The sequence below is a fragment of the Halocatena marina genome, assembly GCF_023276375.1.
Classification (GTDB): Archaea; Halobacteriota; Halobacteria; order Halobacteriales; family Haloarculaceae; genus Halocatena; species Halocatena marina.
The window spans coordinates 1,582,767-1,609,486 of the sequence record NZ_JALLPK010000001.1 but is presented as its reverse complement, the minus strand read 5'-3'; the positions used below and the strand labels follow the sequence as shown (position 1 = coordinate 1,609,486).

Below are 26,720 nucleotides of genomic sequence, written 5' to 3'. Positions count from 1 at the left end.
ATTTCTCACGTAATTGTATTTAATCGGGTGGTGGTGTGATCATCGAGCACACAGCCATTGGTGACGGAAGTGGTTCGTCCGCTGTGATCTCGGGACTAGCGTGTTATGAGCCAACAACATCGATCCGCCTGTTTTCGTTAATACGACAACCAGCCCCGAGACGCACGCACTGGATTCCGATCGTGGCCGGTGTTCATCCGTTCTCGTTCCACCGGTACCACCGCGTGACCAACTTCACCAGAAACCTCCGACAGCACTATTCCCGAGGGATCGGCGATGAGACTCGAACCCGCATGATTGCGTCCGAGCTGATCGCCCGTGTGATTCGACCCGACGACGTAGTAGGGGCCATCCAGTGCCCGAGCACGGAGCAAGAGTCGCCAGTCCGCTTCATAGCTCGTGCGCCAAGCAGCCGACCCGGACGTGCTGTTGATGGATGAACCGTTCGGGGCACTCGACCCCATTACTCGCACGGAGCTACAGGACGAGTTCCTCGACATTCAAGCCGAACTCGACGTGACGATCCTGTTCGTTACTCACAGCATCGAGGAAGCACTCAAGATGGGCGATCGTATCGCGATCTTCGATGTTGGGGAACTCGTTCAGTACGACACGCCACGGAACATCTTAGCGGAGCCGAAAAACGACTTCGTCCGCAACTTCATCGGACAGGACCGTGAACTGAAGAAACTTCAAGTCACACCAGTCAGAGACGTGATGTCCGAAACGAACGATAATTTCTCGCCTGATGTCGTACCGATTTCTCCTTTGGATACCGCTTACGTCGCGTTTTCACGATTGCTCGAAACCGATGACGACCGTCTCCCGGTCGCCCGGGACGGTGAGATCGTCGGCGTCGTCGAGGAGGCGAATCTCCGTGGAACGACCGTTCAGGAACGGAGGTCGACCTGAGATGGTTGCTGTCCCGTTGGGAATCGTCGGTGGAATCCCGGCGGCCTACGAGTTCATTATCAACCACTGGTCGCAGTTTCTCCATCATCTGTGGACACACATCAAACTCGTACCGGTCGCCGAACTGTTGGCGATACTCGTCGCTGTTCCCCTCGGAATCGCTGCGACTCGGTTCCCACGCGGGAAATCAACCATCCAAGGATTCGGAAACACTGCCCAGACTATCCCAACCCTCGCTATCATCTTTCTCATGCTGCCGATCACTGGAATCGGTTTTGTCACGGCCGTTACTGGTCTGTTCGTATATGCACTCCTCCCGATTCTCACGAACACCATTGCGGGGATCGAAGGGGTTGAAGAGGGCGTCATTGAGGCAGCGAGAGGTATGGGAATGACGGATCGTGATATCCTCCGGAAGATCCAACTTCCGCTAGCCATTCCTGTTATTTTCGCTGGCATTCGAACGAGTTCGGTGATCGGCGTGGGGACCGCCTATCTCGCGTTTTTCGTCGGCGGAGGTGGACTCGGAACGTGGGTGCTTCAAGGGATTAAGCTGTACCAGATGGAGATGGCAATCGCCGGTGCAATCCCCGGCGCAGTACTCGCTATTACGCTCGATTCTGGCTTTGCTCTCATAGAACGGCACGTGGGCGGCGACACGCTGCACTCCGAAGATCTCGCAACCGGGTGAGGATCCTATCGATTCGGGAATCTTATACGAGCAATGATTATTTGTGCTCTGTGTAATTGAAACATTTCACCGAAGAGTGGGATTAGCGTGATACGCTCACATCAGCGTTTGACGCTACCATATCGCTTTCAGATAGCTATCCATTGGTATCAGCGTGGTCTGTCGAGAAATACGGTATCGGCGACGATAAACTCCATCAACACACTCAGACAGTCCACTCGCCGCGTGGCTGGTCTATTCAACACAGACATGGTACTGTTGAGGGCGAGACACCCAGCCCGTGGTGATACATCACTATCGTGGGATGTTCTATCCCATTGCCCGAAGGGGCACTTTTCTCGGTCGCATCTCCATGCAGTCACAGAACAGCGATAGCAACGACCGTGCGTGCTGGACAGGCCGAATATCTCTGAGTGATTGTGTCGTTCCTGATTTCACGACTTATAAACGGTCACGTGACTTTCGATAGTTCCACGCCGTAATACTGAATAGGACTCCGCCGAGCAAAAACCACGGATCAGCGAACAGAGTGAGAGTGGACTGAGGTCCAGTACGCCCACGCGAGAGCATCTGTTGGATGATACCCACAGTGCCACGTACAGTCAATACCGCTCCTACTCCCCAGACAGCGAGTGCTAGCATCCTGTGAGGAATCGACTGACCCCACGACTGGGTGGTTGCGAGTGCCACAATCCCAGCAATGAATAGCAACGGAATAGCGATAATATTCACTGCCAACAGTACACCCTTCATCGGATGACCTGCTAGCCAAGCAGTGCCGCCGACGGCCCAGTAGACGTGCGGAACGACGAACGCAAGGGACCACCCGCACGCCACGTATCCTGCTTGTGCTGTCACCCGTGATAGGATGGTCTCTTCAGCAGACTCTACTTCTGAATCTTTCATATCTCTTGAGTAGTACTGGTTTCACGATTATTACTCTCTCGCACCATTTGTTATGAACAGTCAAATCGAACCGTCAAAGTTTTCGACGAGACCTGTCTGCGATGGCAGCGGTCTTGATCCTTGGTCCCTCGTTGACCGAAGATCCTCTCGACCAGCGCACGCTCGCTGTGGTTGAGCACACGGCTACAGCGGCGTTGGCAAAGGAACGTAGAAATTTGTAGGCAGGGCCGAGGGTGATCTTATCCCACTTGCTGCGGCAGTGGTCGGTCTGTGGCGTATAGTGAACGCTACAGTTGCCGGCCGCGATGATCCTACACCGAACGGTCGCTGTTAGGGCGGAAAATACGTTCTTCGCTTCCTTCAGTAACGTAACCACGATCAGTTTTGTTAGGTGTAATTGAGTGTCGATACACTGTTCTTTGAACCGAGTCGAACAAAGTCCGCTGACTTTCCAATAAGAATGGTTGTGATGTTCACCTCGAAGTGATCCCAGTCGGCACGATCATCGATGACTAGTGGCCGTATTTTTGTCCTTTGTATGGGTACAAAATACGACTACGCGATCCGTTCACTCACATTGTCTGTAGTCTGACGCTGTTGATATGCATGTCGACGACGATAGAGGTAGGCCCCACCAACGACTGCGTTGAGAAATGGGATTGCTCCACCAATTGCATAGAGTGTTCGGGAGGGTGACCAATCTGTCGTTTCATCGACACGGCTCGCTTCGTGGTAGAGTGACAATGGCAACATAATCCAGCAGTTGATCGCTGCAATGGCGACAACACTGCCGACAATCCCGCTCGAGTAACCGGCAAGCCCGACCAAGAACCCAATACTCCAGATGGTTGTTCCAAGGATAATGAATCCAAGGTAGGTATCAGGCGAGATCTCAGGCAACGGTATTTTGCTGTTGTCTGCCTCGACAGTCGCTGGGGGACCGGTCGTTACTGCCGCCGCGCTTGTCGTGATCGCAGCGTAGTCATCGACAAGGTCGTGGGCATCAAGCCGCTCAATGAGAGCGACCAGCCCGTCTCCGTTGACTAATTTAACGTTCGGGGCCTGTGCGTTATTGGTGACACGGCTTGTAGACTGATGGGGCGTTACAATCACAACCATGTCAACACCCTTCTCTTGGCTCACAAGATTCACGGACTGCTGAATCTCTGTGTCGTCATCGGTGATGTCCGATTCGTAGCTTTTCGCTCGAATGACGTGCGTTTTCGGATCGGGCGCTTTCTTCGTGGCTGTTACGTCGGACCCACCACCGATACGCGTCTGCGAGACGGTCGTGGTCCATCCCCGGCGTTCCCAGAGATCTGCGATGAACTGCTCAAAACCGTCGGCATCCATCTGTTGTATCCGGGCGAGTAGGTCCGCTGACGTCTGGGTAGATGGCATCTCTCTACCCAGTGGTTATGCCACTAATATTTAATCTTAGTCCATCCCGCTTTGCTACTCTCGCTGTGACCCAATCATCTCAGGTAGCACGTTCAAGCACTGGTCTACATCGCATGTCCAATTGTATACTAGTGAATTGCCATACTGTTTGTTAATAATAACTTATAGTGGATTGATATTCGAACAGTAAACGGGATACATCTTAGCGCGACATCGTCAGCTACATCAAAACCGGTCGGGTCGGATCATCACTGTCAGTGGATGGTTTGGATTTGTATACTAAACTCTGATCAATCGTACGGCTCACTCACCACTTGAGCGTTCTGTCGAAGCTGATTTCGCAGTAGATTCCGGTGACGTAGTCGATGGTACTGCAGTTGCTGTCGAGGTTGTTATCGTCGCCGTTGTCGTTTCTGTTGCTGCTGTTTCCGTTGGAGATGGCGACGACGTTGGACTTTGTGTCGAAGTTGTTGTTGCCGTTGTCGTTGCCGTTGCTGTCGATGTCGAAGTCGGACTCGGTGAGGTTGTCGTCGTCATCGTTGTTGCTGTTGCTGTTGCAGTCGGTGACGAAGTCGGACTCGGACGTGGGTTATGCGTTGGCACCGGGGTCGGATCTGCTCGGGGTTGTGGCGTTGGTGTTGGATTCGATTTCGGTGTCGACGCCGGTGTTTGGGTAGCTGATGGTTTCGATGACTGCGCTGGCGTCGATTTTGAATCCGAGGGTTGGGATGTCGACGACGTGACAGAAGTGAGACGTGTGTCCGCCGTCATCTTTTGTTGTTGGGAATCTGTTGCAGTGGGTGATGTGTTTGCAGTTGATTCAATATTTGAACCCATACTGCCTTGTATCGTCTGATCCGCGGGTCCTGTTTCATTGACACCTCCACCAAAGGCGACGAGCAGACTAGAGACCGCTAACCCATAACCGAAAGCCGTAATCGTCGTAACCACCCCTCCGTCTGCTCGAATACCGGGCAGATGAGCGAATCGGTCAGCACTCCCTCGGTAGTTTGTGCCAACACCAACCGCCGTAATGAGGGGAAGCAACACAACCGAGAGAATGAGGACCACTCCAACAGCGATAACGTAGCCAAGTCCAACAAGCATATTCCGAACGGGTGATCCGGTTTGTAGGTTCAGTGGCAATTTTATCGAAGCCATGACTGTTTAGAGTCAGAAGTTTCTATAATAAGTTTTTTGCATTGATATGGTCTGCAACCCATACGTTTACTGTTATGTAATGGTATAAGACACCGTTTCGATGAGTGTTTCCACAGGTCGTGTGCTCGGCCAATAATATCAAATAGAACAAATTCTCAATAGAGTTGAATATTTCCACCAGTGCTATCTTCTCAGTTGTTGGATTGGCACACCGCTTCCCAGACGGTTTCATTCGTTAGTGGCATATCGAGATGATCGATCTCGAACGGCGAAAGTGCGTCTACAACAGCGTTCACAATTGCCGGGGGTGCAGCGATTGCTCCTGCCTCGCCAACACCTTTGACACCGAGTGGGTTGTGTGGGCACTCAGTCACTGTGGTGGCTGTCTCCATGGACGGAACGTGCTCAGCCTTTGGAACGGCATAATCTTGGAGCGATCCCGTCAACAGATTGCCGTTCGAGTCGTAGATGGCTTCTTCATAGAGTGCCTGTCCAATGCCTTGGACGACGCCACCGTGGATCTGTCCCTCGACGAGTTTCGGATTGATCTGTGTTCCCACGTCGTCCACCGCGACGTACTGTTCGATTTCAACGTCACCAGTTTCGGGCGTTACCTCGACGACTGCAGCGTGCGTTCCAAACGGATACGTGTAGTTGGGCGGCTCGTAGTTCGAAGTCGCTTCGAGGCCTTCGTCCGCATCCGAAGGATCATCGTCGATCATTGCTGCAACGTCCACGAGAGTGAGCGATCGGTCGGGAGCACCACGGACGGAGAACGCTCCATCGGCGAACGCGATGTCGTCGGGGGCAGCTTCGAGTGAGCGCGCGGCGATCTGACGACCTTTTTCGATCACCGCATCGGCGGTCTCACGGATTGCGCTCCCACCGACGGGCATCGCTCGACTACCGGCGGTGCCATGACCCTCGTGGACAGCGTCGGTATCGCCTTCGATGATCTCAATATCGTCGTGTGGCACACCGAGCGCACTTGCGACGATCTGGGTGTAGCCCGTCCGGTGACCAGTTCCGATCTCCGTGGTACCGGTTTTCACGACGACGTCGCCAGACGGCTTGACGTTGATGATGCCGCTCTCGCCCATATTTGGACCGACACCGCACGCCTCGACGTAACAGGAGATTCCGATACCCAGATATCGTCCGTCTTCAGACAGTTCTGCTTGCCGCTCTCGTCGGTGATCGTAGTCGATTAAGGAGAGTGCCTTTTCGAGCGACTGTTCGTAGTCACCACTGTCGTACGTATGGCCGAATCCAGTCTCGTATGGGAACTCGTCGGTTGGTATGAAGTTCTGTCGTCGGAACGTCACCGGATCCATATCGAGTTCACGTGAGGCCACCTCAACCAATCGTTCGATGAAATACGTTGCTTCGGGACGACCTGCTCCGCGATACGCCGCAAGCGGAGCCGTGGTTGTGAAAACGCCGGTTAGTTCGACGTGTGCTGCCGGAAGCGCGTACTGCCCAGAGAGCATGAGGCCGATATTCTTCGGGACGATTGACCCACCGGGCACGAGATAGCCACCGACATCGGCGATGCTATCCATACGCACTCCAAGGAGATGTCCATCTTCGGAGAGTGCTGCTTCGGCCTCGATATCCTGATACCGTGAGTGGACCATCGACTGGCAGTCTTCTGTACGGGTGGCGACCCATTTCACGGGCCGTTCGAGCTGTATCGCACACCACGACGCGAGAAGATGTCCCGTATACGGTGGAAGCTTCGCGCCAAATCCACCACCGACATCTGGTGATCGAACTCGAATCTGCTCTTCGGCCAGATCGAGCGTCTGTGAGAGATCCGACCGGACCGAATGGGGGTTCTGTGTGGACAGTTCGACGGTCAACTCGTCCGTTGATTTCTCGTACTGCGCGAATGCTGTACGAGGCTCCATCGCCGTCGGGATGACGCGGTTGATGACTGGATCGAACGAAACCGTGTGGTCAGCGCGCTCGAACGCCTCGTCGGTCGCTTCTGCATCGCCGTTCTCCCAGCGGAAGGCCACGTTGTCCGGCGCTTCTTCGTGAATAGTCGGTGACTCCTCTTCTTCGAGAGCAGTCCGAGGATCCGAAACCGCTTCCTGTCGATTGTAGCTGATGTCGATCTCACTGAGTGCCTCTCGGGCAGTATAGCGATCTTTTGCGATGACGGCTGCCACCGGTTGTCCTTGGAATCTAACCGCGTCGGTCGCCAACAACGGATATTCGGGAACGTTAGCGTCCGATGCTGGCGATTGAAGGGCGCTGGAAACGCCCGATTCATCGAGGTCAGCCGCCGTGTAGGCAGCGGTGACGCCATCGAGTTCAGCCGCGTCACTCGTGTCGATGCTCTCGATTTCGGCATGGCCGTACTGGCTGCCTTTGATCGCTAAATGAACCGCCTCTGGATGGTGAATATCGTCGGTGTATTCTGCTTCTCCGGTAATGAGTCGGGGATCTTCCCGGCGTTGGATCGACGAGCCGACGAGATCGCTCGGTCGGGCTTCGTCTGGATCAATCGTCTCTAACGACATGGGATCACAGCCAATAGCTCAGTGTGAATGTCCACTTTCATTGATTGTACTACTCTCTTGTTCACGTCACTGGCATATGTATCTACATATTTTTATCTGACAAATATGATTTTTGTATAGTAGTTTTCTGACCTATTTCGGTAAATAGCCATGCCGATGTGCCATCGCTCGGTCAGAGGATGATCGATATAGTGCCGTTAGCGAGCCTAACGATCCCAGATAGCGAACTCGATCCTAGAGTGCCTGGCGAACAGATCTCTGCCACGTCTATCGTTTATGTCTCGTCAGTGATGCCACGAACCTGATCGAATGGGAGTCGATAGGGCCACCCCGAGAATTGTTCCGCTTCTGTCGCCGATGGCGACTCATCCCACGGCCAACATTCGATCGTGAAGGCTTCTTCGTCCTGATTGACCCGAACGATACCGTAGCCCTCGTTTCTTAGCTGGCGATCCAGGATGTTTCTCGATTGATTCCCGACGTGTTTGGAATACGTGGCAAGGGGGATCTCAGGGTTCTCTACGGCGAGAACGCGTAGCTTGTTGTCGAACCCGTCCGTAAACTTACCCGTGTGCGGAAGACCCATCCCATGGGAGAGTGACGCCGTCGGTTCAAACCACCGCTGATAGCACGACGCTCCTGCTGGACCCGTGAATTGCACTGGTCCATCGGTGTGCTTGTGTATCCCGTGCCGTACGAGGGATGCAAAGTGAAGATCACCGGCTAACACGAGCGCACCCGCCTCGCCCAGGAGCTCAACGGCCCGATCACGTCCGCGCTTTGGATAGCCGTTCGATTCGAAACTCGTACGCGGTTGCCCGTCTGGATCGGTCTGGAGACACGCAAAACAGGTCTGCGTGAGACAAATTTTTGGTACGGTGCCACCATCAACATCGGCTTCAGTATCAGCCCCAGTGTCCTCGTGCCCCCATTTTTTGAGGAACTGTTCTTGGCGGGGACCCAACAGTTCTCGTTCGTCCGGTGCCGGTGTCTCGTCGCGGTCTGGTGGAGGCGACTTGAACTTCCGATCTTCCAAGACGGCAAAGTCAACGCCACCGAATCGGAAGGCGGTGTAATAAACAGCGATGTCGCGCTCGACGGGCGTCGGGTCGTACGGATCAGGATTGTGGTTGCACTGGACGCGCTGCACCGTGTTGACAAATTCGGGAGAACCAGTATAGCCTCCCTTCGGTATGACTGCCGTTTTCTCACCTCCATCGCCCCACAAGCTGGGCTGGTACACATCGTGATCGTCCGTCAGGAGGATGGTCGGCCGATCACGTGTCAGCTCCCGAAACGCCCACAGCCAGAGAAACCATTTGTAGAGAGCGTCGAGACCGGGATCGACCCGCGTTTCCATCCGAGTAGGGTTGCCTTCATAATATTGATCCCCACAGAAGACGAGCAGATCTGGATCGTGAGCACCCGCGTTCTCGATCAGCTGCTCGTACGGAAAGTAGAAGTTCGCTGGCGTATATCGTCCCGGCCACTGAGCCATCGGCAGCGGAGAGTCGCCCGTGCCCGCCTCCAACTGGCGACCTGTGGCTCTCGTGCAGCTGAACAAGCCGATCGTCAGTTCCTGCTCTGCGTCGTCGCTATCCGTGTCGGGATCTGCGGGAATACGACCACTGTATCGTGCCATTTCGCCCCTTACTCGTGGATATATCACGCGGTAGTCCCACGCACGGCCCGCGTCCCAGTCGTCGATGCGGAATAGTGCCGTGTATCCCGTCTCGATCGTTGCAGTCGTACGACGCCACGTCTGCTGACTTCCCGCTGGCCGATAATTGAGCCGCACCGTCTGTGGATCTGTGTCGCCGATCGGTACGAGCTGCGCCGACAGTTTGAGAGTGTCGTCGTCGAGCGAAAAGAGGGTACCGAGGATCGGTCCGAGAGAGCGATCGGGATCGTCGGAAATTTTTTCTCCACCCGTGCGCAGGTCGCGGAACCACCAGCGTGCGCCAGATTCGCCGGGTGGTGGTGAGGAAACCAGCGAAATGCCACCTAACAGTTCGTTCTCGTCTACGCCGTGGCGCATCGCACGAGTGCGAAGCGTACCGTCGGCATCGCGTGCCGTCAGCTGTACATCGAACTGTCCGTCGTCCCGTGGAAGGATGTCTACTTCGAGCAGTATCTCCTCCTCTGTTGTCGGCTGGGATGGATCAATTTCCTGTCTCTCGGCAGGAAGCACAGCGAAGTCGAGCGGTGCCTCCTCGTCGGTGTGCTCCCGAAAGCGGACCTGCCCGTCCGTTTCGAACGCACAGAAGAACCCACCACCGGTACCAGAGCCACGCTGGGCCAAGGCTGCCGCGCGATAGTCGAGTGCGCCAGCCCCGACGCCGATCAGAAATCCGCAGAAACCACCCCGATCAGCGTCCTCTAGGAGCCCCGTTCGGACGCGAAGATGCCCTGGTGCGTCGCCGCTAATGACTTCGCGGGTGAGCACGCCGACAGTCCGGACCTCGTAACCAGCCTCCCCGCGCAAGCATTCTATCCGACCGTTATTCAGCCGCCAGTCCTGAAGGCGGTTCCCCCAGAACGCTGGCCCGAGCCAGTGACGCGTGACCGTATCGGGCAGTGTCGCCACCGACGTGAGTGAGACGTTCTGATAGGCCTGAAACGACCGAGCCGACGGAGACAATTCGTGAAACGAGTACAGCGGATCGAAGAGACCGCTAACGATTGATTCGATCGCTGCTCCCAGAGTTAAGAGACCAGCACCGATCCATTTGAGAAACAGACGCCGGTCTACCCCATCAGCCGTTTCCCCTGACGTTTCGAGAAAGTCCGTGATTGCTGCGATCCCCCCTTTCAAACGCCGTTTGACAATTAGTAGCGTATCGATTACCATGTCACTAGTATTATTACAAAGCACCATGAGAGAAATTATTATTTATGTTATGACAATATTTATTTTTGAAAATGCAGAACGTATTCCATGGAAATCGTTACATCGAGCAGAAATTGCTATATTTCAATAGGATACGTTCGAGGAGTACCGTTTAGATATCCTCCACAACACATGTTCCAGTTCGGACGATCGGATTAGCGCGATAGCATTCCAGAGTGTCTAGATCCGGATACTCCGATCGAAACTATGGAGAATCGGCTATGGTTTGTCCGTCGTGCAACCATTCACCGACGTCGTGTGGAGTGCCTGGAGATCTACTCACATCGCACAGACCGTCGACCCTCATTTGGCTGAAGGTCAGGCAGCCTTCCAAGAGGAAGCAATCGATCGTCGATGGGACGCTCATCGAACAGCAAGAAGTACAGTGGGGGTTTCGAAGATTGGTCGATCTGATTCAGTATCCTGTAGAGATACAATTATTTTTAACTAGATCCAAAGTAGTTTGCGCATTCATAACTATTGTGATACAGGTGCGCGTGTAAATCGAGACTCGCTGATGCTATCGATGTAGTTGGTGACATTCCGACCGGCCTCAACGTATTGATCACCGATTTCGTCACAATCCACCGCCCGACGTCCTCTACCCATCTTCCCCAACAGTCATTGTCGATGCTATTAATTCATGGAGAAAATATTTATATGACTAATTTGGATATTCGAATATAATGAAGCGACGTGATTTCCTCACTGGCGGGGCTGCGATCGTCTGCGGGACTGGCGTTGCAAACGCCGTTGGTGGATGGAACACTGTTCAGCCGCAGATTGAGCCCGAATCTGGCGTCGGATCTATTCATCGCTCTTCAACCCAGTACGTTGTCGATGATCTCGGTACGACCGATCAGGTCTTCTCAGGACGGCTTATCACCGAACCTCCTGAGCGACGCGTATTCACCGACGCTGCAGTCAACGATGGCTCCGAAACATTCCAGCAACCCATCGAGGTGACCAATTTCGACACGGAGTTCTTACTACTCTTCGAAGCCCGGATGGCAACTGAGGATCGTTTTGGAGTCTATAGCCGGTTTTCTCCCGAGTGGATCGGTTGGCGGACCGTCTCGCTTCCACTGTCTACGCATCCGTGGGGTGAAATTGGACCAGAACACAGCGATGCTGAAGCACTCGTCTACACGGGATTGATGCGGTTCAGTAGCGATGCTACCCCTTCGTCTGGACGCGCTGTCGTCTACAACAGCGAGGGCACTGCGATTCGCAAACGTTTCTCGATCTCATCACACTGAATTCCATCACAGTGCAGCTTTTTCTCCTGTTCAGTGCAGAACGCTCTCGTCTCAATTCGAGAACACGCTCAGCGCGGGCCCGATACGTTCGTTACCAGTCGAGGCTTCCACCGCTCTGGTACTCGGTCACCTGCGTTTCGAAGAAGTTCTTCTCTTTGTTGAGATCAACCTGCTCGGACATCCACGCGAACGGGTTGGAGGTGTCGTACTGCACTGGGAGATCGAGCTGTTCGAGTCGGCGATCAGCGATGTGTTCGACGTACTCGGCGAACTGTTCGGCGCTCATTCCGAGAATTTCGTCCGGACACGCCTCGTACGCGTAGATTTTCTCTAACGAGACAGCTTCGGTGATCAGATCAACCACCTCGCTTTCGAAGTCGTCAGTCCACACGCCGGGGCTCTCTGTTCGAATCTCGTTAATGAGGTCCACACCGAATCCGACGTGGAGCGACTCATCTCGCATGATGTACTCGAACTGCTGGCCGATACCGACCATCTTGTTCTGACGTTTCAGCCCGAGCATCATCGCAAAGCCTGCATAGAAGAAAATCCCCTCCATAATGACGTAGAAACCGACGAGGTCTCGGAGGAACTCGCGGATATCGTCATCCGTCTCGATTGAGAAATTCGGTCGGTCGATCGCACGCGTCAGATTGACCACGAACTCGTCTTTCTCCTCGATAGAGGGGACCCTGTCGTACATCCCGTAGAGGTAGTCGGGATCAAACCCGAGCGAATCACAGCAGTAGATGAACGTATCGGTGTGAATCGCTTCCTCGTAGGCTTGCCGCAGTAGATACTGGCGACACTCTGGTGCAGTTACATATTCGTACAGCGCGAGGACGATGTTGTTCGCTGTAAGTGATTCGGCTGTCGAAAAGAAACCGAGATTCCACTCGACAAGCTGTCGCTCAGCATCAGTGAGAACATCTCCGTTCCACTGGGTAACATCGTCTTGCATCGGAATCTCTTGTGGAACCCAGTTGTTGTTAACCCCTGCTTCGTAGTACTCGCGTGCCCAATCGTAATCGACTGGCAGTATCTTGTTCGGGTCGTGTTCGGCGTTGTTGTTGATGATCGGCATTGCTAAGCAAATTGTGAATATTGTTTGTTGTCTATCATGCGCTACTGACAGGCCTCACACGTCGAATCTTCCACTCTGCAGAGTTCACTGTCGTCATCAGTGGGCTGTCCACCGTCGGATTTACGCTCTTTCGACGACTCGTTTCGATGTTGGGTCTTGCCGTACTCGGCCATGTCCAGTGTGGATTTCTCGATCTGGGACGCCCCAAGCGTTCGGAGGTAGTACGTCGTCTTCAGCCCCAGTTGCCACGCGGTCTTGTAGACATCGTCGAGCAGTGAACCATCCGTGGACGGGAAAAAGACGTTATGTGAGACCGACTGATCGATCCACGTCTGTCGATGTGCGGTCAGTTGTAGCTGTTGTCGAGGATCGATTTCGAATGCACCGCGGTACAGCGCTTTCAGTTCGTCCGGAACGGCATCGATCTCTTGAACGGACCCGTCGTGATATTTGATCCGATCGACCATCTCGTCGTTCCAAAGCCCACGCTCTTTCAGATCCGCAACGAGGTGGTCGTTGATAATCGTGAAATCACCCGACATATTCGACTTCACGTAGAGGTTCGAATACACCGGTTCGATCGACGGGGTCGTTCCGTTGATTGTGGAGACAGTGGCTGTCGGTGCAATCGCCATCGTGTTGGAATTTCGCATTCCGTGTTCTTCGACGTGTTCGCGGACGATGAACCAGTCCAGTGTTTCCTCACGATCGGTCGGAATGTCGCGTCCACGCGCTTCTTCGAGGCGATCGACGGTGTCCTGTGGGAGCAGTCCGCGATCCCACTTCGATCCCTCATATGATGGATAGGGCCCCCGCTCGGCCGCGAGTTTCGAGGAGTTGAGAATCGCGTGATACGAGACGAACTCCTGCCAGCGATTGGACGTTTCGATTGCTGTCTCCGAATCCATCGGGATCTCCAGTTCCATCAGTGCATCGTGAAAGCCCATTGTCCCCAAACCAACCGGTCTGTGCTGTGTATTCGAGTGATCGGCCTCGTCGGTCGGGTAAAAACAGCGGTCAATGACGTTATCCAGCATCCGCATCGCTGTCTCGATGGTCTCAGCGAGACGGTCCCGGTCGAGTTCGCCATTCGAAACGTGTGTTGCAAAGTTAACGCTCCCGAGGTTACAGACCGCGTGTTCGTCCTCGCTCGTGTTGAGCGTGATCTCTGTGCAGAGATTCGAGGAGTGTATCGTTCCGGCGTGATCCTGTGGCGAGCGGACGTTGCACGGATCTTTGAACGTTAGCCACGGATGACCCGTCTCGAACAGCCGAGTGAGCATCGTCCGCCAGAGACTCTCAGCGTCGACACGCTCGTACTGTCTGAGCGCTCCGCTCTCCGCTTGTTGCTCGTACTCACGGTACCGCTCTTCGAACGCTTCTCCCGACAGTTCGTGGAGATCTGGGACTTCGTCCGGGCTGAACAGCGTCCACTCCTCACCGCTTTCAACGCGCTTCATGAAGAGATCCGGAATCCACGCTGCCGTATTCATATCCGGTGTCCGACGGCGCTCATCGCCGGTGTTCCGCTTTAGATCCACAAACGCAGGAAAGTCGAGATGCCAGCACGCGAGGTAAGCACAGGCTGCCCCACGGCGTTTCCCCGATCGATTGATCGCAGCCGTAACGTCGTTGCTGATTCGGAGGAACGGCACAATGCCCGTCGATTCGACACCCGTCGACTCGATGAGCGCACCCGCAGCACGCAGGTTTGTCCAATCGTTCCCGAGGCCGCCACTCCATTTTGAAAGGAGCGCGTGGTGCTTGTACGAGTCGAAAATGTGTTCTAAGTCGTCCTGTACTGTTGTTAGATAACACGAGGAGAGCTGAGGGTGGGTCGATCCACTATGAAAGAGCGTCGGCGTCGAAGGCGTGAACGCTCGCTTCGAGAGCACGTCGTAGAACTCCTTTGCCCGTCGTTGTGGCTCGTCCTCTTCGAGTGCGATTCCCATCGCAACGCGCATCCAAAACGCCTGTGGGAGTTCGAGATGCGTTCCATTCTGTTCGGTCTTGAGAAAATACCGTTGATAAAGCGTCTCAAGTGCCATGTACTCGAACTGCGTATCCCGATCCAATTCGAGATACGCTGCGAGATCTTCGATGTCGAACTGCTCGATCAACCGTTCGTCGAGAATCGAAATTTCGACAGCCCGTTCGAGATTGGTGACAAAGGTCGCGCGATACTCTCGATCCAACTCGAACCCTGTCAGATCTTCACCGATTACTTCGCGGTAGTACCGTTGCAGGAAGACAGCTGCCGCGATTCGTTTGAACGCGGGTTCGCGCTCAACGCGTGCGGTGAGCGTCTGTAGGATAGCCTGATACACCTCATCAGTCGATGCCCCATCATAGAGATTGCGTTCAATTTCGGTGATGAGTGTCTCGTACTCGTCTCCGGAGCAGTTCGCTTCGTAGCCTGTGCGTGCACGGTCGAGAATCGACCGGATGTCGTCGGTTGTTGTTGTCTGTTGACTCATAGATTATCTGAGAGATTCTGGGGAGTGGAACGCCCGAAGTCGTCAAGTTCGGCATCGAGAACCGCATCGAGTTCGCGCAGGAATTCCTCTGGTTCGGAGAAGGCCTTGTAGACTGAGACGAATCGAATATACGCGACCTGATCTAAGTCGCGCAGTTTTTCGGATGCTAGTTCTCCAATTAAACGAGACGGGACAATACACGTCTCGTGATCCTGAAGCTCGGATTCGATTGTATCCACTACATCCGTCACTGCCTTTTCGGTCACCTGCCGCTTCTCGACGGCTCGCTCGACCCCTGCACGAAGCTTCTCACGGCTAAACGATTCGATACGTCCATCGCGCTTTTTGACCTGAAGTGAGTTCCATTCCGGTCGTTCGTACGTTGTAAATCGGAACGAACAACGCTGACACTCACGACGCCGTCGCACCGACATCCCGTCGGTGCTCGTTCCGGTATCGATAACGCGTGTACGATCGTTCCCACAGTCCGGGCAGTCCATAGTTATCACTCATTCGTCCCAGAAGTGTGCCCAATATGTCGGGTTTGAATACCTCTGGCCGCAATATTTGGTGTCTTGCTGCACCCACATAAACGCTTCCCAATCTAATTGAGGTAATACAAGCAAGGTTGATTTACGACTCGTTTCGTATGAACTGTGGGTCAGAATGTGAAGACGTAGCTGTAGAGGTGACTGCGAGAGGTAGAGGAACATTTCCTCGTTGTCGGATCCATATGTGGTTGGTGGCGTCGTTCGTGTGGAACTTCGTTGATCTCTTAACTGACTTGTCTGACAGGATTGTCGTGGTACTGTATATCAACCCACTATACTTTAGGACTGCCTAAAATTCGGAGTGTTTATGATGTATTAGGTCAGCCTAAATAATATGATTCAGGGAGATCGGTCTGGTGGCCGACCAACTCGTCGCGGTGTGCTGAGGAGCGGTGGTAGTATTCTCGCTGGGGGATTGCTTGCTGGATGTACGGGCAATCCTTTTTCGTCGACATCTTCGACGAACGCCTCTCAGACAGCGAACGATTCGACCGCACCGGACGATTCAGGGTATTCGGTGACGATGGCACCAATGGGTGAGGTTTCGTTCGAGTCACCCCCAAAACGAGTTTTTACAGTCTTCCCCCAGTACGCCGACATGGCGGTCGCTCTCGGATACGGTGATAGCGTGAACGCGGTGTACGTTCCGGAAATGTCTGGAACAACGATGAATCACTACTACGACCAGCTGGACGGCGTCTCGTTCGCTTGGAAAGATCTTGCGGATCCGCTCAGTGATGGTCTATCGAAGGAGCTGCTTTACAATCTCGAAAGCGATGTCCACCTTGCTGACCCAGCGTGGGCCTCAACGCAGAAGAAGTGGGACCAATCCGACGTTCAAGAAATTCAGCAGACACTCGGTCCGTGGTTTGGAAGCTTCTACAGTGGGACGCACGCTGATCCACCGAAGGCGTACGCTGATCGCTACCAGTATTACACGCTCTGGGAGCTGTTCGGGAACGTCGCCAGCGTGTTTCAAGAACAAGAACGATATCGAGCTCTCAAGCAGATCTATACGGATCTGCTCTCGACGATCGAATCGGGACTTCCGCCGAAAGAGGAGCGGCCAACAGCTGTTCGTGTGACGCTGAGTAAGGACACATTCTGGACGTACCATTTGAATCGTCCAGGCTACTGGTTCGCCGACACTCGTCCACTCGGTGCAATTGATGCGTTTGCCGACCGTGATTGGGAACAACTCTGGGGAAAGATCGGGTACGAAACGATGGTTGAAGCGGATCCTGACGTGATTCTCCATCTTTGGGGGGTGACTCCGAACTACCAAATGAGCGATGTCAGAGAAAAACTGAAAAACCATCCAGTTGGCCAGCAGCTTTCGGCCGTCGAGAACGATCAAGTGTACGCACAGGGCATGCGCTATCAAGGTCCAATTATGAATCTGTTCCAATTAGAGATGACTGCCAAGCAGCTCTATCCCGAGCAGTTCGGTGAGTGGCCCGGATACGTCGATGGAAATCCGTATCCAGAGATTCCAGCTTCGGAACGACTGTTCGACAGGAAACGCGTTTCGGATGCCATTGCCGGGACGGACTGAACGCGAACTCGATATGTATATGTAGTCAGTACTAATCTCTGGGAATTGTTTGAAGTGTGATAAATAAGTTCGTGTAAGTACAAGATTCTGACAACTGGTGTTGAACTCTGACTTTCTTAGAATATATTATTTATTCAATTGTATGTCAATTCACGGATGATGGACTACTCCGTAGTGCCGAAGACACACCTCGTTTCGGGAAGATCTTCCAATGTCGATCGATAAATCAAAAATAATAACACATCAAAAACGAAGCCAACAACCGTGGATATTTTGAATGTACATTGTTGGGCTGGATACTATGTTAGATGTGGCAGCTTATTCTATCGCTAGTGAATCGGATATTCGTGCATGGATTGCTCTATCGAACAGAGAATTCGAACTGTTCGGGCTGTTTCAGCTGATTTTGTATAGAATTCCGGTACTATGATACATACGTTGTTAACATGAAGGATACCTAATTATAATACATAAAGGATATTTGAAGAAAGCGAGGCTATTGCGATCTACGAAACAACGACCATACAGGCTGTCCACACCATTCTATACAAATATCAGAGATATCGTCTGTATGACACACTATTGACTGTTGGATGCTTTGATCATACTTGTTCTACAAGACGCTAATCCATACTGGCCCTGTACGATGACATACATTCATTGTGCACCTCCTTATCAGAGTGTAAATGAGTAAATACTTCTAATTTAGCTACTACCTCAGAAATCGTGTAGATCTGTCGTCACATATGAATTATTGGAGCAACTAGTAACTCGGAGTATATCCGACGGTCTCTGCTAATATGTCTGATTGATGATCTTACCGATCCTGTATGCATGATACGTATTGGAATGGTCACCTAATCAGCTGTTGATTGACTCACCAATTATCTCTGAAAATGTACGTAGTACATTACACACGTACGTGTGTAATTCTATACCTAATGCTGGTGTATAGTATTATCAAACCTTGAACTAAATATTTATCCACATACGAAGTTTAAGACGATAGCAGAGGGCGCTGTTGGTGTGGAACGATCGATCCTACTCCGAATGCTGTTCGTTGGGTCATAGCGGTTCGTGAGACGGCGACATCATATTGTAAGATGAGTCTGAGTGGCTGTCTGGGTGCGATATTCACAGAATGGATACAGACGGGGGTCACCAATGTTGTCGGTTTGGTTGTTCTATTGGAAGCAGTCGATAGGAACAACTGTGATCGACACTACGGTACGCTGCAGTGATGAATGACGATTCGTCTCGGGTCGATTGCTCCTTCGATACAATATTGTTAGATCACGCATCATACTTCCCCACGTGATATTTATGAGGAATGGATTCAAAAATAGTGACATATGGATTTCAGCGAACCGGAAGAAGCCACACAGATTAAACGCGCACTCGATGATTTCATCGAACAGGAAGTAACACCGCTCGAAAACAAACATCCAGAATTTCTCGGCGAAGACTACGAACGCCACATTGTTGACGAGGACAACTATCAAGTCCCAGCGTACCGCGACGTTATCGAACAGATCCGAAAAAAGAGTGCTGAGGCGGGCTTTTACGCGATGGGAATGCCTGAAGCGGTTGGTGGTGGAGGGATCGATGTTCTTACCCAATCAATCGTCACAGAATATCTCTCGAACCGCCCACCGGGATTTCACACAGCCATAACCAGTGGTGCGGGTGGGCCAACACCAATCCTGCTCGCGTGTGACGACGCCCAACGAGAAGCGTATCTCAATCCGCTGATGGACGGCGATATCACAACCTGTTTCGCACTCACTGAACCAGCTCACGGAAGCGATCCCCAATACATGGATGCGACAGCCGAGAAAGATGGTGATGAGTGGGTGATCAACGCCAACAAGTACTGGATCTCGAACGGACCGTACGCCGATTTTGCGATGGTGTTTGCGCGTACGTCCGGCGAAGACGGTGAGTACGAGGGAATCAGCTGTTTTCTCGTTGACCGCGACAATCCGGGATACGAAGTAGCGAAGGTCCACCGGACGATGGGCCTTACCCCTGGTGCACAGGCAGAACTGCGTTTTGATGACTGTCGCGTCGGCGAAGACAAGGTCTTGGGAGAAATCGATCGTGGCTTCCAGACCGCGATGAACTGGATCGGTGCCGGACGTATCAAGATCGCTGCGAGTGCTGTCGGTAGTTCTCAGTACTTACTCGATCTCGCAACCGACTACGCGCGCGACCGAGAGACGTTTGGGAAACCGATTGGTCACCGGCAGGGGGTTTCGTTTCAGCTTGCAGATCTGGCAACCGATATCGAGCAGGTACGCCAGCTCTATCGGTATGCAGCGTGGAAAATCGACAGCGGAAAGCGTGCTCGAAAGGAAGAGTCAATGGCGAAACTCCGCGGAGCACAGCTCAACAACGACGCTGCGGACGTTGCAATGCAGGTCTACGGTGGTGCTGGCTTCATGAAAGACACACCAATTGAACGCCAGTACCGATCAGCGCGAGTTCTCAGGATCTTCGAAGGAACCGACGAGATTCAGAAACGAACCATTGCACGAGAGCTCATCTGATTTCATCGTCGGGGGCTGTCCTCGTTCATTATCCGTGTTCATTGTCCGTGTTTTGTGCCTTCGTTTTCAGAGAGTGTGCTGTTGGTAGCAACAGCTACTCGGTGTGAGACTCCGACTCTGCATCGATCGATCGCTCCCGGCCGTACTTTTCGGCGAACGTCTTCTGAAGCATCGTCTTTTTCACCTTTCCCGATCCAGTCTTTGGAAGGGTATCAAGAATTTCGACGACGCGGGGATGTTTGTATGGTGCGAGCTCATCGAGGACATACGATTTGATTTCATCAACCGTGAGCGTTGCACCCTCGGTGAGCGTGACGGCAGCGGCAATGGTCTCGCCGCGTCGTTCATCAGCCAGTCCGAACACCGCTGTCTCGTTGATTGCTGGATGATCGTAGAGAACGCGTTCGACTTCTGACGGATAGACGTTGTACCCCGCGGTAAGGATCATCTCCTTCTCACGTCCAACGATGTAATGATAGTTATCCGGATCGCAGTACGCGATATCACCAGTCCTGAAGTATCCGTCCTCCGTGAACGCTTCCCGTGTACTCCCCTCGTCCCGATAGTAGCCCGCCATCACCTGCGGCCCTTTGAGAACGAGCTCGCCCTTTTCGCCGACGGAAACTTCCTCACCGTCCTCGTCGATAATCTTCGAGCGAGTGTGTCCGATCGGCTGGCCGACACTTCCTACACGATCACCGAGCGTCGACGCGCGGACTGCATGGGTGGCGGCAGTCGTCTCTGTCAATCCGTATCCTTCTGAGACGGCAACGTCGAACGCGGCTTCAAATCGCTCGTGAACCGGCTCGGGGAGCTTATCTCCTCCTTGTCCTACTCGCCTCAGCGTGGTGAGATCGTGTCGCTCTGGATCGTACGCTTCGAGGAGATCTGTAAACATGGTTGCGACCCCGATAAACGCCGGTACATCGTACTCAGCAATCGTTTCGAGCACGAGATCGGGGTCCCACTGATCCGGTCGCAACAAGTGCATCGTCCGTCCAGTACACAGCGCCGACATCATCCCGAGCAGACCAGTGACGTGGTACAACGGGAGTACCGTCAGCGCGTCTCCCCGGACCGGTCCGGCAGTGTAACTTGCGACACTGTTAACGATCTGTACTCTGAAATTCTTGTGTGTGAGCAAGACTCCCTTTGGCTGACCAGTCGTCCCCGATGTGTAGGGTTGAAGGAGGATGTCGTTGTCTCCCCGTTCGACAGTCGTTGGGTCGCCACGCTTTGTGAGTCCCGCAAGTGTTGTGTCGGTATCGAGTCCCGCGCCGATTACGTCGATACCGAGATCGTTTGCAACTGGACGAGCGTGTTCTGCGCCACTGGGCCCCACGACGACCGCCTGTGCGTCGGAATGACTGAGTTGATGTTCGATCTCACGACGTCGATACTGCGGATTGAGTGGACTCACGACAATCCCTGCATGAACACACGCCCAGAGAATGGCACAAAAGTCAATCCCGTTTGGGAGGTAGACGCCGAGTCGGTCGTTAGGATCAAGCCCGTGCTCAGAGAGACCGCCAGCGATGCGCTGGACTCGATCGGTGAACTCGCGGTACGTGACAGTTTCACCAGCGTGCTCGAGCGCTACTCGATCGGGAAACAGCTCTGCCGATCGTTGTAATAGGTTCACAACAGTTCCATCGTGCGGCGGTTGCATGAGTGTCTCCGCTGGGACAGGATCCATACTGTAGCGCGTTCGTTCGTTTCCATGATATAGATTGTGACTGTCACGATCTTCAACACCATCTGCGGACGGATGAAACAGTAATTGGACAACACTCAACGATTCACGGTGATGCACGTGTTTCGTGGCATGGTGACCGGAATTATTCGATACTTCCTACACTATGCATCTGCCGTAGTGAGTATGGACGCTCTGCCGACACGTTTATACTCGTTTCTCCGCCACTGTTTCATATGACTGGGCAAGGGTGTACCTGTGACAGAACAGCATGAGCATCTCCAGGAACGGATCGGTGAAACACACACGACTGTTCAGGGTCTCGTTGTCGAAGCGGGAAAGGTCGCGGAGTTCGCTCGGGCCGTTTCCGACGATAATCCCATTCACTACGATCCAGAAGCTGCGAAATCACGTGGATTCGATAGTGTACCTGCACCACTGACGTTCACCCGAACGGGAGTGTTTCCTCGCTACCGTACTGGTGCGGAACTCGATCTGGGGTTCCGACCAGCGTATGTACTCCACGGCGAGCACAGCTACGAGTACGAACGTCCGCTCCTTGTCGGAGACGTTGTGAGTGGCGAGACGACGCTCGTTGATGTCTACGAGCGTGAAGGCAGCCGTGGTGGGACAATGACGTTCGCTGAAGTCGAAACTGTCTACCGTGATCGTTCCGATGAGCGAGTGCTCGCTGAGCGTGCGACAGTCATCGAAACTGACGGCGCTGTCACGGAATCGAGTACCGACCGTACTCCTCATGGAGATCACGATGATGGGCACAGATTATCTGACACCGACCATTCACTAGAATCACAAAGCAGCGAACAGATCGAACGAGCGACTTTGCCAGACAGTTTGGTCACAGAGACGACAGCTCCCGATCCAGCTCGGATGGGCACACTCGAAGTGGGAGACACAGCTCCGACGGTGACTGTCGGTCCGCTCAGACGGCATGATTTCGTTCGGTATGCTGGTTCGAGTGGAGATTTCAATCCGATTCACTACGACGAACCATACGCGCAGGCCGCGGGGAATCCAAGCGTATTCGGACAAGGAATGTTCACCGCGGGGATCGCGGCTCACATGGTGGCCGACTGGTTCGGGTTAGATGCTGTGAAAATGTTCTCGATCCGGTTTCAGTCACAGACATGGTCAGGAGACACGATTACCGCGAATGCCGAAGTGACGAGTGTCAATATGGATGATGGTGATGAGTACGTTGAGGCTGATCTGCACGTCGTGCGCGCAGATGGTGAACGAGTGCTCACAGGGCAGGCGACAGCCGTTCTGCCAGAGTAGTGTTGGTTGATATCGGTTGGGATAGGGATGGACGAAAGTTCAAACGGGTACTGTTGTGCTGCACCGCTCTGTCGTGTGTGAGTGGATAATATCTGCTTGGGGACAATTATGCATGGAAAACACGAGCGTGAAAGCTACTAGTACTACGTGGCCGGTTCTCGGCACAGATGTGTCTGTAAACACAAGGCAACTGTCATCTTCATCTAGGGTCGTACCCATGAGTCCCTGATAATCAAACAATAGTCATGTGCTCTTGTGGTTGACGGCGAAGGATCACACCGACGATTCGTCAGCGAGCATAACACGACTCAGAATAATGATCTTGCTCCTCTTACTGTCTTTGAGTTACGTTGTTAGTATCTGTATCAATTTCTTCAAGAGCGTACTATTTAGCACTTCTTTGTATATTGTCGGAAAATACAGTGCAGTTCGGTGTTCAGGAGGTATATACGCACCGTTAGGGGTGTTATAACAAACTAAAGCCCGAATATTGTGGTGGATGTAATGAAAGAAATAAATAAAAGCCTCGAAAGAGTCAATCGGAGAACGTGTTTGAAAGGACTCGCAGTGGGTGGTGCTAGTCTCGCTGGAGTCAGTGGATTTACGGTGAAGTCGTCAGCGCAGAATGGTGAAATCCCAGCGCCCTTCTGTGGTGAAGCGAGTCTACCCCCACAAAATCCTCCAGGTGGACAGGCGGGACAGTGTATTGGTTGTGTCGAGGACGTCTGCGACGGGCCGACTGCACTAGAACCATTGTTTTCTGGACTCTCTGGCACCTGCTTTACACTCCCGGCAGAGGACATTCCGGAGGGTGCCGACTACCTGACGCTCAAGGCGGGGCAGAACTGCTTCCTCGCAGAAGTTCCTGATAACCTAAGCGGGGACGTTACGTTCTGTCTTGAGCAAGTCGATGGTCAACCACCGATGCTACAGGATATCAGTAACGCGACATTCTACACGTGTGCGGGTGAGGACCCCCCAACTGCCGAGGTCGTGGAGGTCACCTGCGAGGGGGTCAGCATCGAAACCACGAATATCCCAGATGGTAGTACGCTGCAGGTAGAAGTAACGTACGGTAACGGGACGACACAGACAGAAGATGTGACCGTAACTGATAATCAGGCATCTGTTACTCTGGAGCCCGGTGATCTCAATCCGATACACGTAAAGATCACGTACCAGCCAGATCCAAATGAACCACCCGTGTTGTTGTATGACATGGGTGTAATGGCGTCAGACGCACCGTGCGGCGATAATCCTGCGGTCGTCGATGTGGATGTCCGGTGTGATTGTATCACTATTCAAACCGAAAACATACCCAGCGGTTCGGTGTTGAACGTAACGGTCATCTTTGAGGACGACTCCGAAGAGACGTACACCCCAGAAGTCGACGAAGACGGTTTGGCAGAGGTTGATCTTCCGGGGGACCGAAATCCGTCGCGTCTCATCGTGATGTTCAACGGAGACACAATATTCGACGAATTCGTGGAGGCAGCTGATGGGCCGTGCACGAAACCAGTGTGTCCGCCGGGACTCAATATCGCGTATACGCGCAAGTATGGTGAATGGTGGCCTGATACCTACGACGATATTGGCGAGGAGGTTGATCCGGACGTCTTCTCGATCGAAGGAGGCAAAAAGGAAGTAACGATCTGTGCCCCGTTCCCGTTTGCCGTCAGCTACGCGACGCGAAAGAAGCGACACAACGGCCGACACTGTTGGGGCGACGAAAAGGATCATCACGACAAGAAACACCGCGACAGAAAGCAAAACAAGCACCACGGTGATCCCACGTCGTGTGATTGCTTTAAGGACTGTAAAGAACATAAGCCAGTTACTGCCGAACCCGTCGACGGCCAGTTCTGCGCTACGATCTCCTGCGTGAACGATGGCACGCGAAAGAAGGAATCGAAAATCTGCTGGTTCCGGGTGCATTGCCCCGACGAAAACGGAAACAACCACAAGAATGCTGACAACAATCTGAACAACGACAGCACTCACGAAGATAAGAAGAAGGAGTTGAAGGCACGGGAGAAGAAGAAAGAGAAAGACTCGAAGAAGGAGTTGAAGGCGCGGGAGAAGAAGAAAGAGGAGAGGGAGGAGAGAAAAGAGAAGAAGGAAGAGAAGGAAGAGAAGGAAGAGAAGGAGAAGAAGGAAGAGAAGGAGAAGAAGGAAGAGAAGGAGAAGAAGGAAGAGAAGGAGAAGAAGGAAGAGAAGGAGAAGAAGGAAGAGAAGGAGAAGAAGGAGAAGAAGGAGAAGAAAGAGAAGAAGGAGAGAAAGGAGGACTCGGAGGACTCAGAAGACGAGTACCCACACGCGTGTTGATGTACACGATGTAAGCTATTGTTGAATCGAGTACTAGCGAGTGACGATCAGACAGTGCCGGAATCGGCACCCGCAATACTGATTGGGCTTTGACACCATTTAGACGGGTCGAATGTTCCATGTCAGATAAGGGACAAATCACGGACGCAGGCACCACCTCCGACTGAAGATTCGACACACCCATTCTCATCGCTATTCGAGTGAAGCCAAGGTGTGAGAATGTTCGGTTGGATAGTCACTCATCACAGCTAGACAGCAGAACAATGATAACGGAGTGAACGCTATGGCGTGTCGTGCACGCACTAAAGCTGGGAAACGCCGAATTTGAGGGCCGCAACAACGCGTATCTCCTGCAACACACGGATGAGACAACACTGATTGATACGGGGATTGCAACGGCTGAGACCGACCAGCAACTTCGGGACCATCTTGCCACACATGGTCACGATTTTAGCGATATCGATACTATCGTTTTGACACACTGGCATCCAGATCACACTGGTCTCGCCGGTACGATACAGCACGAGAGCGGGGCGACTGTCTACGTTCATGAGGCCGACGCGCCGATCGTCCAACAGGATGAAACGGCGATAACGCGACTGCAAGCGTTACAACGCGAACGATTTGATGAATGGGGAATGCCCGCTGAAAAACGGAGTGAGCTCCGCAAGCGGCTTGATGGTAGTGACGCAATCGCGGGTGATCCTGTGAGCGTAGAGACCATCACAGACGGAGAGGTCCTCGAAGTTGGTGCCGGTGAAATCCAACTGCGCGTACTTCATGCGCCAGGTCACTCTGCCGGTCTGTGTTGTTTCGAATTCGATGGAGCGAACGACTCTTCGGAAGCGTTCGTCGGTGACGCACTCCTTCCTGTTTATACGCCGAACGTCGGCGGTGCGGATGTGCGCGTCGATCGGCCGCTCGAACGCTATCTCGACACACTCAAAACGATTTCAGAACGAGGATATTCGCGAGTGTGGCCCGGCCACCGCGACGTTATCGATAATCCTGCCGAACGAGCGCAGTTCATTATTGACCACCACCGAGAACGTGCCGAACGAGTCAGTCGCGTGCTCGCCGAACACGGTCCAGCGAACGCGTGGGAGGTGAGTGCCCATCTCTTCGGCGACCTCGAAGGGATCCACGTCATGCACGGACCAGGTGAAGCGTACGCCCACCTCGATCATCTGGAACACCACAATATTGTTGTGTCAACGCCCGATGGCTATGCCCTTCGTTCGGATGCCAAATCGATGATCGATACAGTGATTTGAACCAGCGGCGATTTCACCCACGACGGACAGGAGACTCCCAATATTGTGAATTTATGTCATGTGATGCGGTTGTGTGAGTGATAGACAACATGTCGTACGTTCCGTGAAGGCGTATTATAGTATCGGCGACAAGACAGTGTCCGTCTTCACCGCACTTTTATATCA

18 protein-coding genes are annotated in these 26,720 nt (G+C 53.2%); 8 read left to right on the top strand and 10 right to left on the bottom strand.

Going from position 1 to position 26,720, the window contains the following annotated elements; translation table 11 throughout:
* Positions 1-137 precede the first annotated feature (137 nt).
* Positions 138-464 (bottom strand): nitrilase-related carbon-nitrogen hydrolase, encoded by a 327-nt coding sequence (locus MW898_RS07325; protein ID WP_248905847.1) that lies wholly within the window; start codon positions 462-464, stop codon positions 138-140.
* On the opposite strand from MW898_RS07325, the gene MW898_RS07320 reads away from it, so the two are divergent.
* Positions 433-912 carry an ATP-binding cassette domain-containing protein gene (locus MW898_RS07320; protein WP_248905845.1) on the top strand — a complete coding sequence of 160 codons (480 nt, stop codon included), beginning with the start codon at positions 433-435 and terminating at the stop codon, positions 910-912. The two genes, MW898_RS07325 and MW898_RS07320, sit on opposite strands and share 32 nt — an antisense overlap.
* Position 913: 1 nt before the next feature.
* Complete coding sequence (locus tag MW898_RS07315; RefSeq protein WP_248905843.1) at positions 914-1,603, top strand: ABC transporter permease; 690 nt, start codon at positions 914-916, stop codon at positions 1,601-1,603.
* Positions 1,604-2,044: 441 nt separating this feature from the next.
* On the opposite strand, the gene MW898_RS07310 is transcribed toward MW898_RS07315, so the two are convergent.
* From MW898_RS07310 to MW898_RS07290, 5 genes are all read right to left on the bottom strand, one after another.
* Positions 2,045-2,509: a DUF3995 domain-containing protein gene (locus MW898_RS07310; protein WP_248905842.1), complete on the bottom strand. Its 465-nt coding sequence runs from the start codon at positions 2,507-2,509 to the stop codon at positions 2,045-2,047.
* 555 nt (positions 2,510-3,064) lie between these two features.
* Positions 3,065-3,910: a restriction endonuclease gene (locus tag MW898_RS07305; protein WP_248905841.1), complete on the bottom strand. Its 846-nt coding sequence runs from the start codon at positions 3,908-3,910 to the stop codon at positions 3,065-3,067.
* Between the two features lie 303 nt (positions 3,911-4,213).
* Positions 4,214-5,071: a hypothetical protein gene (locus MW898_RS07300; RefSeq protein WP_248905840.1), complete on the bottom strand. Its 858-nt coding sequence runs from the start codon at positions 5,069-5,071 to the stop codon at positions 4,214-4,216.
* A gap of 191 nt (positions 5,072-5,262) precedes the next feature.
* Positions 5,263-7,599, bottom strand: coding sequence for a xanthine dehydrogenase family protein molybdopterin-binding subunit (locus tag MW898_RS07295; RefSeq protein ID WP_248905839.1), 2,337 nt, complete (start codon positions 7,597-7,599; stop codon positions 5,263-5,265).
* Between the two features lie 274 nt (positions 7,600-7,873).
* Positions 7,874-10,450: an alkaline phosphatase D family protein gene (locus MW898_RS07290; protein ID WP_248905838.1), complete on the bottom strand. Its 2,577-nt coding sequence runs from the start codon at positions 10,448-10,450 to the stop codon at positions 7,874-7,876.
* Between the two features lie 725 nt (positions 10,451-11,175).
* On the opposite strand from MW898_RS07290, the gene MW898_RS07285 reads away from it, so the two are divergent.
* The gene (locus MW898_RS07285; protein ID WP_248905837.1) at positions 11,176-11,748 is read left to right on the top strand and encodes a hypothetical protein; all 573 of its coding nucleotides are present in this window, start codon (positions 11,176-11,178) and stop codon (positions 11,746-11,748) included.
* A 91-nt stretch (positions 11,749-11,839) separates the two neighbouring features.
* Here MW898_RS07285 and MW898_RS07280 read toward each other — a convergent pair whose 3' ends face one another.
* Genes MW898_RS07280 through nrdR form a run of 3 tightly spaced genes read right to left on the bottom strand, consistent with a single transcriptional unit; the run spans position 11,840 to position 15,809 of the window.
* Complete coding sequence (locus MW898_RS07280) at positions 11,840-12,832, bottom strand: ribonucleotide-diphosphate reductase subunit beta (RefSeq protein ID WP_248905836.1); 993 nt, start codon at positions 12,830-12,832, stop codon at positions 11,840-11,842.
* Between the two features lie 41 nt (positions 12,833-12,873).
* The gene (locus MW898_RS07275) at positions 12,874-15,309 is read right to left on the bottom strand and encodes a ribonucleoside-diphosphate reductase subunit alpha (RefSeq protein ID WP_248905834.1); all 2,436 of its coding nucleotides are present in this window, start codon (positions 15,307-15,309) and stop codon (positions 12,874-12,876) included.
* Positions 15,306-15,809 carry a transcriptional regulator NrdR gene (nrdR, locus tag MW898_RS07270; RefSeq protein ID WP_248905831.1) on the bottom strand — a complete coding sequence of 168 codons (504 nt, stop codon included), beginning with the start codon at positions 15,807-15,809 and terminating at the stop codon, positions 15,306-15,308. Before nrdR ends, MW898_RS07275 begins: the two co-directional genes overlap by 4 nt.
* 385 nt (positions 15,810-16,194) lie before the next feature.
* Between nrdR and MW898_RS07265 the strand changes: the two genes are divergently transcribed.
* Both MW898_RS07265 and MW898_RS07260 read left to right on the top strand, forming a co-directional pair.
* A complete protein-coding gene (locus tag MW898_RS07265) occupies positions 16,195-17,415 on the top strand; it encodes an ABC transporter substrate-binding protein (protein WP_248905829.1) in 1,221 nt (406 codons plus the stop codon).
* A 1,352-nt stretch (positions 17,416-18,767) separates the two neighbouring features.
* A complete protein-coding gene (locus tag MW898_RS07260; protein ID WP_248905826.1) occupies positions 18,768-19,964 on the top strand; it encodes an acyl-CoA dehydrogenase family protein in 1,197 nt (398 codons plus the stop codon).
* Between the two features lie 94 nt (positions 19,965-20,058).
* On the opposite strand, the gene MW898_RS07255 is transcribed toward MW898_RS07260, so the two are convergent.
* The gene (locus MW898_RS07255; RefSeq protein ID WP_248905824.1) at positions 20,059-21,660 is read right to left on the bottom strand and encodes a class I adenylate-forming enzyme family protein; all 1,602 of its coding nucleotides are present in this window, start codon (positions 21,658-21,660) and stop codon (positions 20,059-20,061) included.
* A gap of 255 nt (positions 21,661-21,915) precedes the next feature.
* Here MW898_RS07255 and MW898_RS07250 point away from each other — a divergent pair, with 255 nt between their 5' ends.
* The 3 genes from MW898_RS07250 (at position 21,916) to MW898_RS07240 (ending at position 26,555) form a co-directional block, all read left to right on the top strand.
* Entirely contained in the window at positions 21,916-22,956 is a 1,041-nt protein-coding gene (locus tag MW898_RS07250; protein ID WP_248905822.1) for an FAS1-like dehydratase domain-containing protein, read from the top strand.
* A 552-nt stretch (positions 22,957-23,508) separates the two neighbouring features.
* Complete coding sequence (locus MW898_RS07245; RefSeq protein WP_248905820.1) at positions 23,509-25,281, top strand: hypothetical protein; 1,773 nt, start codon at positions 23,509-23,511, stop codon at positions 25,279-25,281.
* A 293-nt stretch (positions 25,282-25,574) separates the two neighbouring features.
* Entirely contained in the window at positions 25,575-26,555 is a 981-nt protein-coding gene (locus MW898_RS07240; RefSeq protein WP_248905818.1) for an MBL fold metallo-hydrolase, read from the top strand.
* Positions 26,556-26,720 lie beyond the last annotated feature (165 nt).

Coding starts and splice junctions, on each gene's coding strand:
- MW898_RS07320 (WP_248905845.1), top strand. CDS start 433: ATGGATGAACCGTTCGGGGCACTCGACCCCATTACTCGCACGGAGCTA.
- MW898_RS07325 (WP_248905847.1), bottom strand. CDS start 464: ATGGGGTCGAGTGCCCCGAACGGTTCATCCATCAACAGCACGTCCGGG.
- MW898_RS07315 (WP_248905843.1), top strand. CDS start 914: ATGGTTGCTGTCCCGTTGGGAATCGTCGGTGGAATCCCGGCGGCCTAC.
- MW898_RS07310 (WP_248905842.1), bottom strand. CDS start 2,509: ATGAAAGATTCAGAAGTAGAGTCTGCTGAAGAGACCATCCTATCACGG.
- MW898_RS07305 (WP_248905841.1), bottom strand. CDS start 3,910: ATGCCATCTACCCAGACGTCAGCGGACCTACTCGCCCGGATACAACAG.
- MW898_RS07300 (WP_248905840.1), bottom strand. CDS start 5,071: ATGGCTTCGATAAAATTGCCACTGAACCTACAAACCGGATCACCCGTT.
- MW898_RS07295 (WP_248905839.1), bottom strand. CDS start 7,599: ATGTCGTTAGAGACGATTGATCCAGACGAAGCCCGACCGAGCGATCTC.
- MW898_RS07290 (WP_248905838.1), bottom strand. CDS start 10,450: ATGGTAATCGATACGCTACTAATTGTCAAACGGCGTTTGAAAGGGGGG.
- MW898_RS07285 (WP_248905837.1), top strand. CDS start 11,176: ATGAAGCGACGTGATTTCCTCACTGGCGGGGCTGCGATCGTCTGCGGG.
- MW898_RS07280 (WP_248905836.1), bottom strand. CDS start 12,832: ATGCCGATCATCAACAACAACGCCGAACACGACCCGAACAAGATACTG.
- MW898_RS07275 (WP_248905834.1), bottom strand. CDS start 15,309: ATGAGTCAACAGACAACAACAACCGACGACATCCGGTCGATTCTCGAC.
- nrdR (WP_248905831.1), bottom strand. CDS start 15,809: ATGGACTGCCCGGACTGTGGGAACGATCGTACACGCGTTATCGATACC.
- MW898_RS07265 (WP_248905829.1), top strand. CDS start 16,195: ATGATTCAGGGAGATCGGTCTGGTGGCCGACCAACTCGTCGCGGTGTG.
- MW898_RS07260 (WP_248905826.1), top strand. CDS start 18,768: ATGGATTTCAGCGAACCGGAAGAAGCCACACAGATTAAACGCGCACTC.
- MW898_RS07255 (WP_248905824.1), bottom strand. CDS start 21,660: ATGGATCCTGTCCCAGCGGAGACACTCATGCAACCGCCGCACGATGGA.